Origin of the sequence: Bradyrhizobium sp. Rc2d (genome assembly GCF_900099855.1) — a bacterium.
Classification (GTDB): domain Bacteria; phylum Pseudomonadota; class Alphaproteobacteria; order Rhizobiales; family Xanthobacteraceae; genus Bradyrhizobium.
The window spans coordinates 61728-75281 of sequence record NZ_FNCU01000012.1; the positions used below are offsets into that span (position 1 = coordinate 61728).

12 protein-coding genes are annotated in these 13554 nt (G+C 64.5%); 5 read left to right on the forward strand and 7 right to left on the reverse strand.

Going from position 1 to position 13554, the window contains the following annotated elements:
- The first annotated feature begins 216 nt into the window (after positions 1 to 216).
- Complete coding sequence (locus BLV07_RS16810; RefSeq protein WP_091887790.1) at positions 217 to 732, forward strand: MarR family winged helix-turn-helix transcriptional regulator; 516 nt, start codon at positions 217 to 219, stop codon at positions 730 to 732.
- Between the two features lie 3 nt (positions 733 to 735).
- Here the strand turns inward: BLV07_RS16810 and BLV07_RS16815 are convergent, their stop codons facing one another.
- The 7 genes from BLV07_RS16815 to BLV07_RS16845 are packed head-to-tail and all read right to left on the reverse strand — an operon-like array spanning position 736 to position 8117.
- Positions 736 to 2364 carry an ATP-dependent acyl-CoA ligase gene (locus BLV07_RS16815; RefSeq protein WP_091887525.1) on the reverse strand — a complete coding sequence of 543 codons (1629 nt, stop codon included), beginning with the start codon at positions 2362 to 2364 and terminating at the stop codon, positions 736 to 738.
- A 42-nt stretch (positions 2365 to 2406) separates the two neighbouring features.
- Positions 2407 to 3564: an ABC transporter substrate-binding protein gene (locus BLV07_RS16820; protein ID WP_091887527.1), complete on the reverse strand. Its 1158-nt coding sequence runs from the start codon at positions 3562 to 3564 to the stop codon at positions 2407 to 2409.
- A gap of 54 nt (positions 3565 to 3618) precedes the next feature.
- Positions 3619 to 4401 carry a cyclase family protein gene (locus BLV07_RS16825; protein ID WP_091887529.1) on the reverse strand — a complete coding sequence of 261 codons (783 nt, stop codon included), beginning with the start codon at positions 4399 to 4401 and terminating at the stop codon, positions 3619 to 3621.
- A gap of 33 nt (positions 4402 to 4434) precedes the next feature.
- The gene (locus BLV07_RS16830; protein ID WP_091887531.1) at positions 4435 to 5676 is read right to left on the reverse strand and encodes an SDR family NAD(P)-dependent oxidoreductase; all 1242 of its coding nucleotides are present in this window, start codon (positions 5674 to 5676) and stop codon (positions 4435 to 4437) included.
- Positions 5673 to 6851, reverse strand: a complete 1179-nt coding sequence (locus BLV07_RS16835; RefSeq protein WP_091887533.1) for a thiolase family protein — start codon at positions 6849 to 6851, stop codon at positions 5673 to 5675. Before BLV07_RS16835 ends, BLV07_RS16830 begins: the two co-directional genes overlap by 4 nt.
- A 25-nt stretch (positions 6852 to 6876) precedes the next feature.
- Positions 6877 to 7305 carry an organic hydroperoxide resistance protein gene (locus tag BLV07_RS16840; RefSeq protein ID WP_091887535.1) on the reverse strand — a complete coding sequence of 143 codons (429 nt, stop codon included), beginning with the start codon at positions 7303 to 7305 and terminating at the stop codon, positions 6877 to 6879.
- 29 nt (positions 7306 to 7334) lie between these two features.
- The gene (locus BLV07_RS16845; RefSeq protein WP_091887537.1) at positions 7335 to 8117 is read right to left on the reverse strand and encodes an aspartate/glutamate racemase family protein; all 783 of its coding nucleotides are present in this window, start codon (positions 8115 to 8117) and stop codon (positions 7335 to 7337) included.
- Positions 8118 to 8670: 553 nt separating this feature from the next.
- On the opposite strand from BLV07_RS16845, the gene BLV07_RS16850 reads away from it, so the two are divergent.
- The 4 genes from BLV07_RS16850 to BLV07_RS16865 are packed head-to-tail and all read left to right on the forward strand — an operon-like array spanning position 8671 to position 13384.
- A complete protein-coding gene (locus BLV07_RS16850; protein WP_091887539.1) occupies positions 8671 to 9819 on the forward strand; it encodes an ABC transporter substrate-binding protein in 1149 nt (382 codons plus the stop codon).
- Between the two features lie 45 nt (positions 9820 to 9864).
- On the forward strand, positions 9865 to 10908 hold the full coding sequence (locus BLV07_RS16855; RefSeq protein WP_091887541.1) for a branched-chain amino acid ABC transporter permease: 1044 nt from the start codon (positions 9865 to 9867) through the stop codon (positions 10906 to 10908).
- Positions 10905 to 12674 carry a branched-chain amino acid ABC transporter ATP-binding protein/permease gene (locus tag BLV07_RS16860; RefSeq protein WP_091887542.1) on the forward strand — a complete coding sequence of 590 codons (1770 nt, stop codon included), beginning with the start codon at positions 10905 to 10907 and terminating at the stop codon, positions 12672 to 12674. Before BLV07_RS16855 ends, BLV07_RS16860 begins: the two co-directional genes overlap by 4 nt.
- Positions 12671 to 13384, forward strand: coding sequence for an ABC transporter ATP-binding protein (locus BLV07_RS16865; protein WP_091887544.1), 714 nt, complete (start codon positions 12671 to 12673; stop codon positions 13382 to 13384). Before BLV07_RS16860 ends, BLV07_RS16865 begins: the two co-directional genes overlap by 4 nt.
- The last annotated feature ends 170 nt before the right edge of the window (positions 13385 to 13554 follow it).

Sequence of the window (13554 nt, forward strand, 5' to 3'; positions counted from 1 at the left end):
CTCCCTGAAGACCTTGTCAAGGCGCCGGCGCACAGACGATTTCCGGTGCTTGCCTGGCGGCGCTGACGGGAAACACGGACCAATTTCGCCCCGGATCAGGGGACGCCCTGCTCTTCCGGTCCCTGCCTTGAATTTAGTTTTGGCACGAATTATTCTGTTGCGCATCGAATGAAATTGCATTCGCCTTCAACGCGCCATGAGGCTCAGGAGATCGATTTGGCACTCGCAAAGGAGTCCTCGCCGGCGTCCACCAGGAATGCGGCCGATGCGGAGGCCGAGTACAGGGCTCAGACGCGGCTCTGGCTCCGGCTGCTGGCCTGCACGACCCTGATCGAGGGGGAGTTGCGGCGCCGATTTCGCGAAGAATACGACTTTACGATGCCACGCTTCGACGTTCTCGCTCAACTCGATCGGGAGCCGAGCGGATTGGTGCTGGGGGAACTGCCCAAGCGCCTGATGGTTTCGGCCGGCAACCTGACGCCGATCGTCGATCGCCTGGTCGAGGATGGATATATCACGCGGACGCCGTCAAATCTGGACCGGCGCGTGCAGATCGTCTGCATGACGGTCGAGGGCCGAAAGACCTTCAGGCGGATGGCGAAGAGTCACGGCACCTGGCTCGCCGAATTGCTGGCCGAATTCCCGATCGACCGTCTCGACGGGCTCGTCGGCGCGCTCGACGACGTGAAGAGCGCCGTGAGGGACGCTCTGCAGCATCGCGAGCGGACGTGATGCTCAGCGCCGGACTCGAATGCCGGCGGCTTCGCGATCCCAAGTGTCCGTCGTCACACCGGCCTGTTGCAGCGCGCCCTTCTTGATCTTGCCGTTCTCCGTCAGCGGCATCTCGCTCACGATGCGGACATAGCGCGGGATTGCGAAATAGGCGATCTGCCCCTCGCAATGCCTGATGATGTCGGCGGGCTCCAGCCACTGCCCCTGCTCCAGCAAGATCGCGGCCGCAACCTCATCCTCGCCCAGTTCGGACGGCAGCGGGTAGATCGCGCATGCCGCGACCGCCGGATGGGCGAGGATGATCTGCTCGACCTCCCAGGAGGACACGTTCTCGCCGCGCCGGCGGATCGAATCCTTCATGCGATCAACGAAGCGATAATGTCCATCCACATCGCGGACGACGCGATCGCCGGAATGAAACCAGAGATTTCGCCACGCTTCGACCGTCTTCTCCGGCATGCCGAAATATCCGGTGGCGAACGCAAACGGCTCCTTGGCGCGCAGGACGAGTTCGCCAGCCTGTCCGTCAGGCAGTTCTGAATCGTCTTCGTCGACGATCCGGGCCTCGAAGCCTCCGGCCAGATATCCCATGGTCCCCGGACGGTCGGAGGGGATGGCGCCAGCGAACACGAAATTCGTCTCCGTCGACCCATAGCCGTCAACCAGCGGCACGCCGAACCGCTCGAGAAACGGCCGATGAATCTGCGGCGGCACGCCCCCACCCAAAGCGACGCGAACGCGATGAGCAGTATCGTCTTCCCTCCGAGGCTGGGCCAGGAGCATGGATGCCATGGCACCGAGCAGGTAACCCACGCTCGCATTGTGGGCGCGCGCGGCGGCCCAGAAGCCTGAAGCGGAGAATTTCTGCTCGAGCACATAAGTGCATCCGTTCAGCATGGCCTGATAGAAGGCATTGAGCGCGTTGGTGTGGAACAACGGCAAGGTCGTGAACAGCACGTCGCCCTCGCGAATGCCGAGTGCCCGCGCCGAGCAGATGCCCCACCAGAACAGCTGCGCTTGCGGGCAGCACACGCCCTTGGCCGGCCCCGTGGTGCCGGAGGTGTAGAGGATGGCAACGGTGTCCCCTGGGCGCACGGCACTAGCCGGCGCCGCGGATGCGAGCGCGGGCAACGGCACCGCTGCGATCCGTGGCGCCTCCGCGACCTGGTCGATTGTCCATACGACCGGCGGCAGAGCGGCCTCGGTGCCAACGGTCTCGATTGCGGCGAGAAACCCGGCTTCGGCGACGAGGAGCGCAGGACGCGAGTTGCGGAAGATATGCGCGAGCTGGAGCCCCCGCAGCGCCGTGTTGATCGGCACCGTGATAGCCCCAAGCCAGGCACAGCCGAGATAGACTTGAAGAAACTCCGGCCGGTTCGAGCACATCAACGCGACCCGGTCACCCGGTTTGATGCCGGCCTCGATCAACGTCTGCGCCGATGCAGCCGCTATCGCCGCCGTTTGCGCATAGGTCCAGCGCGTCTGCCCCGCAACCAGCAGAACGCGATCGCCATAGCGCTCCGCCTGCCGGGCGAGGATGGTCGCGAGCACGCGGTCGCAAGGTGGAAACAGCTCGACCGCACGCGCCCAGGTCGGGCCTTCCTGCTGCCGCCCGGCGGCGTCATCCCGCATGCAATGCTCCGTCAAATCCGGCTCGACCAGGCCCGCCCGACGTCAAGGCAGGAGCTTGTACTTCCCGTCCTCGATCTGAACGAGGACGCGCGAACGTGCATCGACGCCGTGCCGATCCGCCGGCGTGAAATTGTAGATTGCCTGCGTGCCGACGACTTCCTTGGTGGTGAACAACGCCTGGCGCAGCGCGTTGCGGAATTCCGGCGAGCCCGGCTTGGCACCGGTCGCCAACGCGCGCTTGGCTGCGTCGACGAAGACCATCCAGCCATCGAACGAGTAGGAGGAGAACCCGTCGGTCGGCTGCTCGCCGTTCGCCTTCTCGTAAGCCGCCCGGTAGGCCAAGGCGACCTTCTGAATCGGATTGCTCGACGGAAGCTGTTCGGCCGCGATCACCGGCCCTGTGGGGCAGATGATGCCGTTGGCGGTCTTGCCGGCGAGGCGAAGGAAATCGGCGCTAATCATCCCGTTGTTGCCGTAGAGCGGCCCCTTGTATCCGCGCTCGGACAAGGCGATGGCGGGCAGCGCACCCGGCGTTCCGGTGCCGCCGAGCATGATGGCGTCGGGGCGGGCCGCAAGCGCGCGCAGCACCTGCGCGGTCACCGACGAGTCGGATCTGGCGTAGCGTTCGTTGGCAATGACCTTGATATCGGCTGCCTTGGCGCTCTGCGACAGCGAGTCATACAGGAGATCGCCGAGCGCATCCGAAAACCCGATGAACGCGACTGTCTTCAAGCCGCGCGCCTTCATGTGATCAACGACGCCCTGGACCAGGAGCGGCATCGGCTGCGGGGTCTGCACGACCCAGGGGCCGCCCTCGCCAGCCGGAACCGATGCGATCGGAGAGACAGCGATCATCGGCACTTTCATCTCGATCGCGGCGGTGGCCATCGCCAGCGTCTGCGGCGCCCCCGACGTCCCCATCAGGATGTCGACCTTCTCCTGCTCGACGAGCTTGCGGGCGTTGCGCGCCGAGGCGGTGGCATCGGAGGCGTCGTCGAGCTGGATGAGACGCACCTTCTCGCCGCCGATCTCGCCGACATAAGTCTCTCCCGCGGCGATACCCTTCGCGTTCGGAATGCCGATCGAGGATACCGGCCCGCTGAGACCGGTGACGAAGCCGACGAGGATGTCGGCTCGCGCTCCCTGAGGGACGGCCAAAAGCAGCAGCGCGGAGCCGAGCAGTGATTTCATCGAGATCATGGCACCTGTCTTTCGTTTCGTGTGTATCGATGTCGGGCAGGCGCCATGCGCGTTTCACGTCGAGGAGACCAGCGCGATCACGCGCAGCGGACTGCCCGAACCGTTTTTGATCTTCAGCGGAGAGGCCACGATGATCGCCCCAGTGGCGGGGAGCTGATCCAGGTTACACAGGCACTGCAGGCCGTAGCGGCCCGCGCCGTGGAGAAAGTGATGCGCGGGATAAGGCGGCTCGAAATGCCCGGCCTGTCCTGCATCGGTGCCGATCGTCTCGGTGCCGAATCCGATGATGCCACGCTCCTCCACCAGCCATTTCATCACCGCCGGATTCGGGCCCGGCGTGTGAGCGCCGTCATCCCGGAGGTTGGAATATTCGCGCCACCCCTTCTTCGACCAGTCGGTCCGCAGCAGCACCCAGTGCCGGGAAGGGATCCGTCCGTGCTGGGCCTCCCAGGCCTCGACGATCGGCACCGTGAGCACGAAGTCCGGATCCTGCGCCGCCTGCGCGGAGCAGTCGATGACGCAGGCGGGCGCGATCATGTCCTTGGCCGGCATGGTATCGACCGCATTGTTGGCGAGATCCTTGCCGGTGAACCAGTGAATCGGCGCGTCGAAATGCGTGCCGGTATGCTCACCGAAGGTCACATTATTCCAGTACCAGGCCGGACCGCGCGAATCATAACGTGAAATCTCCTGGATGCGCACCGGTGCCGCCTGGCCGAATTCGGGCGGCAACACGATCACCGGAAAGTCGGGGCTGAGCGTGAAGCTCAGATCAATGACGCGCACCGCGTCCGAAGCGATCGCACCCGCCAGTTCAAGAAGAGCCCTGCCTTGCATCGTCGCGTCCTCCAGCTTGATCGAATTGGCCGTTCAGCGGTTGAGCTCGCGCTCGAGTGCTTTTGGATTGGCCGCAAGGCGCTGCCGGATCTCCTCTGCGACGTCTCCGACATACATCTCTTCAAGTCCGCCCCTGAGCCCGGCGACGACCGCCTGCGCGACGGCGCGCGGCGCCACCTTCGGCGGCGGCACGGTCTGAAACCACTCGGTGTCGACTGGCCCCGTGAAGACGTTCATCAACTTGACGCCGCCGGGCCGGAGTTCGGCGCGAAGACAATGCGAAAGCGACAGGCACGCGGCCTGCGAGGCGGAGTAAGCGCCGAAGGCGGGCCAGTTCGCCAACGCATGGACGGAGAGGATGTTGACCCAGGCGACGCTGTTGTTGATGCCGTCCGCGCCCCGCATCCGCATGACGGGCCCGAAGGCCTGCGCGAGATTGATGAAGCCGAGATAGGCCTGGTCGATCTCGTCGCGTGCAATGCTGGTGCCCTTGCGGTCCAATAGGCCACCGGGCCTCACATACTCCGTCGTATTCACGAGAATGTCGACCTTGCCGCCGATGTCGGCGGCGAGATCGCCGGCTGACTTTTCATCAGCGGCGTCGAGGGGCACGAGTTCGATGCCGTCCTGCCCTCGCAACAGCTCTTCGCCGGCAAACGGCCGCCACGGCTCCGCGATGCCGACGAACACCGTCTTCGTCCCCGCGCCCTTCAACGCCAAGGCAGCTTCCCGGCCGATAGCGCTGCGGCCGTTGGTCACGAGCACGCGTCGAAACTTGGGATCGGCGGTCATTTCACGCCACTGCCTGTCGTCAGCCATGTTGGGGGTCTCCCCTTCGGGTCGGGCAAAGGCCACCGCCTGACCGCTCTTGTCGAGCTGGAACGACATGCGGACGGGCGCGCCTTCGATACAGTCGGCATGCAGATGCGCCACGATGGTCGGCCCGCAATCCATCTTGACGAGGCCGACGCGCCAGGGTGCCTGCTCGCGGAAATAGACGTCGCTCGGCACGCGCGCAGTGGTTTCGGCAAGCAGCAAGCCGCGAGCCGGCGCGTCGACGAAAGCGAGCGCAGCCGACAGGCATGAGGGGCACGCCTCTCGCGCCGGATAGGTGAAGGTGCCGCAGCCCTGGCAGCGCTGGAGCATGAAGCGCCCTTCGGCGGCGGCGCGCGTGAAGCCCTGCGACGTCCTGCTGCGCGCGCGCGGCGGCGCAGTCGGCAGGCGCGTCCGCAGCAGCGGATTCTTGCGCCGTGGCGGTTCGATCGGATCGATCATCGCGAAGACCCGGCAAAGATCGCGGCGCCGGAGGCAAGTCCGCGATCATAGTTGATCATACCGAAGCCCGAGGCCAGGCCGAGGCTTGCATCCCTGACCTGTGTCGGGCCCGCAACTCCCAGAACCTGCCGCAGCCCTTCGACGAGACCGAGATAGGCGCCGGCTGCTCCGGCCTGTCCGACCGAGAGTTGTCCGCCGGATGTGTTGTGCGGAAAGTCCCCGTCGATGGTGAGATCGTGCTGGCGCACGAACTCGGCTCCCTCGCCCTTCCCGCAGAAGCCGAGATCCTCGAACTGCATCATCGAGATGACGGGATAATCGTCGTAGGTCTGGACGATGTCCAGATCGTCGGGCTCGACGCCAGCCATTGCATAGAGCTCATCGACATCCATCGCCCAACCGCCACGAACCTGCATCGGATCATCGGCAAAGGCATTGTGACGCTCGATCGTCGACAACAGCCTTGCCGCCGGCAGCCGCAGCGAGGCGGCCGTATCCTCCCGCATCACGAGGAAGGCCTCGGCGCCGGCGCAAGGCATCACGCAGTCGAACAGATGAATGGGATCGGAGATGGGGCGCGCCGCCAAATACTGCTCGATCGACAATGGCGTCTTCATCAGCGCGTACGGATTGCGCAAGGCGTTGGCGCGTTGGGCGACCGCAATCCTGCCGACGTCCTCACGCGTGACTCCGAAACGCCGCATGTAGTTGCGCGCAATGAGAGCGAAACTCGAATTCGCGCCACCCGCGCCGTAAGGATAGACTGCATCCTGATTGAAGCGGGAGAAATTCTCGAGCGTCAAGCGGAAGGAATCGACGTGGTTGGTGTCGCCGGCGATGCACGCCACGATGTCGGCATCGCGCGCCTGAACCGCGCGCGCCGCCTTTCGCAGCGCGGCGATGGCGCTGGCGCCACCGAGCGGAATCGTATCCAACCATCGCACGCAGAGTCCGAAATGCTGGGTCAGGCCGATGCCGCTGTCCGTGCCCATGGTGAAACTGGAGACGCACAGACCATCGATATCGGCGACCTTGATGCCGGACTCGACGACGAGCGAGCGCAAGGCGCGACCTATCCACCACTGCGCGCTTTCGATGGAGTAGCGCACATAGGGTATCGTGACGGGAGCTGCCATCACGATGCCGTCATAGGGTACGCGCAACGAATTCGTCACCGGCCGCCTGTCCTGTCCATCCGCCTCAGACCACCGTCAACTTCACATCGATATTGCCGCGTGTCGCGTTCGAGTAGGGACAGCGTTCGTGCGCGCCCGCAACGATGGCTTCCGCCACCGAAGTCTCGACACCGGGCAGCCTGACCTTCAGCTCGACGGCGAGCGCATAACCAACCGGCACGGGCCCCATCGCGACCTTCGCCGTCACCGAAGGCTCCGCGACCGGCACGACCTTCCTGGTCCGCGCCACGAGCTTGACCGCGCCAAGAAAGCACGCGGCATAGCCGGCGGCAAAGAGCTGCTCGGGATTCGTGCCCTCGCCTCCGGGACCGCCCAGCGCTGTCGGCAATGACAGCGACACCGATAGCAATCCGTCGGAGCTCGCTGCCTTGCCGTCGCGGCCTCCGGTGGCCGTGACTTCGGTTTCGTATAGGATCTTCTCAGGCATCATCATGTCGTCTTCTCCAAACGCTGCAGCGGGCCCTAACGTCGGTTGCGCGCGAGCATCGCGCGGAAATCGTCACGAGCAAGCGCGCTGGCGCGCTTGAAGCTCGGCCCGCGGCTCGGCTCGGTACCATTGAGGCGCCTGAGCTGCACCCACATCTCGGCGCTCTTCAGCGCCACCGCGGCGCAGTTGACCACCGGGGCGTGCCCAACCTTGAGACCATGCTCCCGGCCGATCAGCAGGCCCGGCAGCACGCCGGCGGGAATCACGACATCGGCACCGCGCTCGACGAGCGGCAGCGCGCAGGCGACGAAATCCTCGATCATGCGGGCGTGCGCGGCCTGATTGCCTGCGAAGGCATCGGCGAAATCCTCGGGCTTGTAGTCGAGGCCCGTCACGTGAACGACGCGATCGCCGAGGCCATAACGCTCGGCCTGCTCGTAGTGCCAGACCTCGAAGACGGTATCGAGCGTAACGAGGCCGAGCCGCCGACCAAGCTGCGAGGCGGCAAGCAGCGTCGCCTCACCGGTCCCGATCACGGGAATATCGAGCGTCGCGCGAAGCTCGTACAGACCGGGATCCTGGAAGTGGCCCATGACAAATGCATCGAAGCCTTGCTCCTCCGCTGCGATGCCATTGTCGATCGCCTGCACGGCGCAGCGCAGTTCAGCAAGACGTCCGAACTCCCGATCCGGCGGCGAGACGCCCTCGACATGGACCGTCGTGCCCGGCGCGGCGATGTTGTTGAGATACTCGGACAGCAGCGCCATGTACGGCGCGTTCAGGCTCGCATCAACGAAGCTCTGCCAGAAGATGCGCATCGTCCTTCTCCTCGAGCGGGTATGGGAGGATCGGTCGCCGGACTGTCGATGCGAATATTTCAATCATAAACTAATTGGCGCGTCAAATGTGTGCGGCGCATCGAAGTGAGCGTCCCGAGGCGCCACGACCGGCGCGCCCATTTCGCGCGGACAGAAAGCGCGAGATTTGGCTGCCGGTGCCGGAATTGTATGCAACAGCATTTTTTTGAAGACAGCCGCCCCATGCTGTTGACGCCTCCGCGGAATATACTTTAGGCTTTAAGTAATACTTCGCCGCCCGGCGCTGGCGGCGTAACAATAGTGTTGCAGGGCACGTTCTTGAGAGACTCGATCGTGTGGACAGTCTTCGAACCTGAACGACGCACGGCAGAGCGCGGCAGCGCTAACCTGCAGCGGCCAGCCCGGGCATGATTGTGCTGCCCGCAAGGCAAGGTCTTTTCAGTCGCGCCGACATTCGGCGCTGCAGCATCGCTTTCGATCCATTCGTTCGAAGTTCGGGCTCGGGCCCGGCAGCATCCAGTCACTCACATTCCCATCGAAGCAGGAGAAGGCAATGCGCAAGACCGTGAGCTTACTTGCACTTGTGGCTGGAATCGTCGTCGCACCGGCCGCGCAGGCCGACATCACCATCGGCTTTGTCACCTCGCTGAGTGGCAACGGCTCCTCGATCGGGATCCCCTACGGGCGCGGCATCAACGCGGCCTACGAATACAGGAAGTCGGTCAATGGCGAGACCATTCGCCTGATCCAGCTCGACGACGGCTCCGATCCGTCGGCGGCGACGCGCAACGCGCGCAAGCTGGTGGAAGAAGAGAAAGTGGACCTGCTGATCGGCACCGCAACCGCGCCATCGACGATCGCCATGGCGGCAGTGGCGAGCGAATTGAAGGTGCCGATGATCGCGGTCTCGCCGATCGTCAAGCTGCCCGATACGCCGGAGCAGTGGGTGGTCTCGGTACCGCAGCCGGCGTCGCTGCTCGTCAAGATCATCGCCGATCGCATGAAGCGCGATAGCAAGAAGAATATCGGCTATATCGGCTTCTCGGATGCATGGGGCGACCTCGTCTACAACGGCGCCAAGGCTGCCGAGGCGACCGACGACCTCAAGATCCAGACCAACGAGCGCTATGCCCGCACCGACACTTCGGTCACCGCGCAGATCCTCAAGGTAATGGCTGCGCGGCCCGACGCCGTGCTGATCGGAGGCTCTGGCACGCAAGGCGCGCTCCCCCTCCTCAGCCTTGCCGAGCGTGGCTTCAAGGGCAACACCTACGGCACGGTGGCGCTGGTCAATCCGGACTTCGTCAACGTGGGCGGCAAGGCGGCGGACGGAATTCAAGTCTCGGCCGGGCCCGTGATCGTCGCCGAACAGCTGCCCGACGAGCACTTCGCCAAGAAGATCGCGCTGGATTTCCGCAGCGTCTACCAGAAGACCCACAACATTCCGACCACGGACGGTTTCTCGGCCTATTCCTTCGACGCCTGGCTGATCTTCGCCAACGCGGCCGAGCGGGCGCTCAAGACCGAGAAACCCGGCACGGCCGAATTCCGCGCTGCCCTACGTGACGCGATCCTCAGCACCAAGGAGCTTCCGGGCGTGCATGCCGTCTACAACTTCAAGCCGGGCGCTGTGACTGGTGTCGACGAGCGCTCCCTCGTCGTCGTTCGCCTCACCGGCGGCGCTTGGAAGTACGCGCCGTAAAGAAGGATCAAGGGGGCGGACAACTGGAAGGGGGATAGCGTCTCAATGACGAGCGATATCGCGGCCATACTTGCGATCGATGGTATCGCCACCGGCGCGGTCTATGCGCTCGTGGCGATCGGGACCGTGCTCATATTCACGGTGACGCGGGTCATCTTCGTCCCCTTTGGCGACATCGCGGCGTTCACTGCGCTGACGCTCGCGGCCCTCGATGCGAAGCGCTTTCCGGGGACGGGCGCGCTGGTCGTGGCGCTGGCCTGCCTCGCAACCTTGATCGAGATCGTTTCGTTGACGCGCTCCGGCGAGCTTCGCCTCGCCCCGCGCGCCCTGCTCTTCTATCTCGTACTCCCCTTGGCTGTGGTCGGTAGCGCCTGGCTTGCCATGCGCCTCGACCCGCCCCTCGCCGTCAGGCTCGTGCTCGCACTGATGCTGATCACGCCGATCTCTCCGCTGCTCGACCGCATCGTCTTCCGCCCGATAGCCGACGGCACGGTGCTGCTGCTGCTGACGGTGTCGGTGGCCCTGCATTTTGCGCTGGTGGGACTGGGCCTGTTGTTCTTCGGCCCCGAAGGTGTCCGCACCGAGCCGCTGACCTCGCTCTCGATGGAGCTCGCCGGTGTCCTGATCTCGGGCCAGACCATGCTGATCGTCATCGCAGCGCTCGTGTTCAGTGGCCTGCTCTATCTGTTCTTCGACTTCTCGCTGGTCGGCAAGTCCCTCCGCGCCACTGCCGTGAACCGGACCGGATCGCGGCTGATGGGAATACGACCGGCACGTGCCGGCACGATCGCCTATCTGCTCGGCTCTCTCATGGCCGGCGTATCCGGCATCCTGATCGCGCCCGTCAACACGGTGTTCTACGATTCCGGCTTCCTGATCGGCCTCAAGGCGTTCGTCGGCGCCATCATCGGTAGCATGACGAGCTATCCGGGCGCGGCGATCGGCGCCGTCGGCGTCGGCATCCTCGAAAGCTTCGCATCCTTCGAGAGCAGCGCACTGAAGGACGTCATCGTGTTCTCGCTGCTGATCCCGGTCCTGATCTGGCGATCCCTCGCATCGCTGCATTCCGAGGAGGAGATCGAGGAATGACGCGCCTTCACGTTCAGATCGCCGCTGGCGCCGCCGTCCTGTGCCTCGCTGCGGCTCCCTTCGTCCTCGGCCCGTTCAGCATCACCTTAATGAACTACATCGGCATCTATTCGCTGGTCGCCATCGGGCTCGCGCTCCTCACCGGCGTCGGCGGCATCGTGTCGTTCGGACAGGCGGCATTCGTCGGGGTCGCGGCCTATGCCACCGCCTGGGTCTCGGCATTGAATGGCCATTCGCCCTGGCTCGGCCTGCTGTTCGGCGTGGCCTTGACCTGCGGCGTTGCGACCATTCTCGGTCTCGTCACGCTGCGGCTTCAGGGTCACTTCCTCTCGCTCAGCACCATGGCCTGGGGTCTGGCGATCGGCTTCCTGTTCGGCAATGTCGAGGGGCTCGGCCGGTTCAACGGCATCTCGTCGATCCCGCCGATCAGCTTCGGATCGTTCGCCCTCGTCTCCAGCGCGCAGATCTATTTCCTGATCTGGGGCATCGTGACCGCCATCCTCTTCCTCGGCTACAACCTGCTGGACTCCCGGCTCGGCCGCGCCATGCGCGCCCTGCGCGGCGGCAACACGCTGGTCGAAAGCCTCGGCATCAACGCGTTCCGGATCAAGCTCGTGACTTTCGTGATCGCGGCCTTCCTGGCCTCGCTCTCGGGATGGCTGTACGCCCATATGAGCCGTTTCATCAGCCCGGGTCCGTTCGATGCCGGCATGGGCATCGAATACCTGATGATGTCGATGGTCGGAGGTGCCGGCAGCCTTCTCGGCGGCGTCGTCGGCGCCGCCATCGTGACGCTGCTGAAGAACAGCGTGCAGGACTATCTGCCCTTGATCGCCAAGGGCGCCTCCGGACAGCTCGAGATCGTCGCCTTCTCGGCTCTCTTCATCCTGTTCCTGCAATGGGCCCGACAGGGCATCGTGCCATTCGTCGCGCGCTACCTGCCGAAACTGCAGCATGAGCGGCCGCGGCCGGCATCGCCCCTGCCCCGCCGTTCGCAACCGAAGCCCGGTGAGCTGCTCTTGAAGGTGGACGGCGCCGAGCGCCGGTTCGGCGGCCTGGTCGCCGTCAACAATGTCAGCTTCGAAGTACGCTCGGGTGAAATCCTCGCCGTGATCGGTCCGAACGGAGCCGGCAAGAGCACAATGTTCAATTGCCTGACCGGCGCGCTGCAGGTCAACAAGGGTGAGATCGTCTTTGCCGGACGCCCGATCACACGTGACGAGCAGTCGCGTATTGCCAAGGCCGGAGTCGCGCGCACGTTCCAGCACGTCAAGCTGCGGCCGCGCATGAGCCTTTTGGAGAACGTGATGCTCGGCACCTATGGCCGCACCAGCGCGGGTCTGCTCGCCGGCGCCTTTCGGCTCAATCGGCGCGAGGAAGCGAGCGCCCGTCATGAGGCGCTGATGCAGCTCGAACGCGTCGGTCTCGGCGAGAAGCCGTTCGAACTCGCCGGCAATCTGCCACTCGGAAATCAGCGCATCCTGGAGATCGCGCGCGCGCTTGCCGCAGACCCGACCCTCCTGGTGCTGGACGAGCCCGCCGCGGGCCTGCGCCGCCAGGAGAAGCTCAGGCTGGCTGAACTGCTGCGCTCGCTCCGGGCCGACCACCTGACCATCCTGATCGTCGAGCACGACATGGAGTTCGTGATGTCGCTGGTCGACCGCATAGTCGTGCTGGATTTCGGCTCGAAGCTCTGCGAGGGCGCGCCAGTTGCAATCCGCAGCGACGCTAGGGTGCAAGAGGCATATCTCGGAGGCATCGCGTGAGCTCGATGTTTTCCCTGTCGGACGTCACGGTCTGCTATGACAACGTCGAAGCGGTCCGCAACGTCTCGCTGTCGGTCGAGGAAGGACAAATCGTCACCGTCATCGGCCCGAACGGCGCCGGCAAGACCACGCTGCTGATGGCCGCGATCGGACTGCTCTCCTCGAGAGGCCGCATGGTCTTTCAGGGCAGCGATATCGGCAGGATGTCGGTCGAGGATCGCGTCGAACGCAGATTGTGCCTGGTACCGGAGAAGCGCGAGCTGTTTTCCGACATGTCGGTTGCCGACAATCTCCTGCTGGGCTCCTACAGCCTGCGCGACCGCTCAGGCGTCCAGAAGACGCTCGACGAGGTTTATGACCGCTTTCCCCGGCTGAAGGAGCGGCAGCGCCAGGCCGCCGGCACGCTCTCCGGCGGCGAGCGCCAGATGCTCGCACTCGGACGCGCGCTGATGGCAAGGCCCAAGCTGCTCATGCTGGACGAGCCGAGCCTCGGCCTTGCGCCCCTGATCGTGCGCGAGATCTTCCGCACCATCGCATCGCTCCGCGATCTCGGCGTGTCGATCCTGCTAGTCGAGCAGAACGCCCGCGCCGCACTGGAGACGGCCGACTACGGCTACGTTCTGGAGACCGGCGAGATCGTGCAGTCAGGACCCGCCAAGGATCTCATCCACGATCCCCGGCTGATCACGGCCTATCTCGGCGGACATTAGCGGCGGCCGGCATCAGGCGCGGCGGAGCTCTTGGGGCGCCGCACAACAAAAAGTCGAAAAACAACCCCATGCACAGTAGCCGGTGATCACGATATCAATGGCTTAGCAGACTGACGCAGCAGATTCTGATTTTTCGAAAATGAAATTGACGCGTCGGGCAAAACAGTGGC

Coding starts and splice junctions, on each gene's coding strand:
- BLV07_RS16850 (WP_091887539.1), top strand. CDS start 8,671: ATGCGCAAGACCGTGAGCTTACTTGCACTTGTGGCTGGAATCGTCGTC.
- BLV07_RS16845 (WP_091887537.1), bottom strand. CDS start 8,117: ATGCGCATCTTCTGGCAGAGCTTCGTTGATGCGAGCCTGAACGCGCCG.
- BLV07_RS16825 (WP_091887529.1), bottom strand. CDS start 4,401: ATGCAAGGCAGGGCTCTTCTTGAACTGGCGGGTGCGATCGCTTCGGAC.
- BLV07_RS16855 (WP_091887541.1), top strand. CDS start 9,865: ATGACGAGCGATATCGCGGCCATACTTGCGATCGATGGTATCGCCACC.
- BLV07_RS16860 (WP_091887542.1), top strand. CDS start 10,905: ATGACGCGCCTTCACGTTCAGATCGCCGCTGGCGCCGCCGTCCTGTGC.
- BLV07_RS16820 (WP_091887527.1), bottom strand. CDS start 3,564: ATGATCTCGATGAAATCACTGCTCGGCTCCGCGCTGCTGCTTTTGGCC.
- BLV07_RS16840 (WP_091887535.1), bottom strand. CDS start 7,305: ATGATGATGCCTGAGAAGATCCTATACGAAACCGAAGTCACGGCCACC.
- BLV07_RS16815 (WP_091887525.1), bottom strand. CDS start 2,364: ATGCGGGATGACGCCGCCGGGCGGCAGCAGGAAGGCCCGACCTGGGCG.
- BLV07_RS16830 (WP_091887531.1), bottom strand. CDS start 5,676: ATGATCGATCCGATCGAACCGCCACGGCGCAAGAATCCGCTGCTGCGG.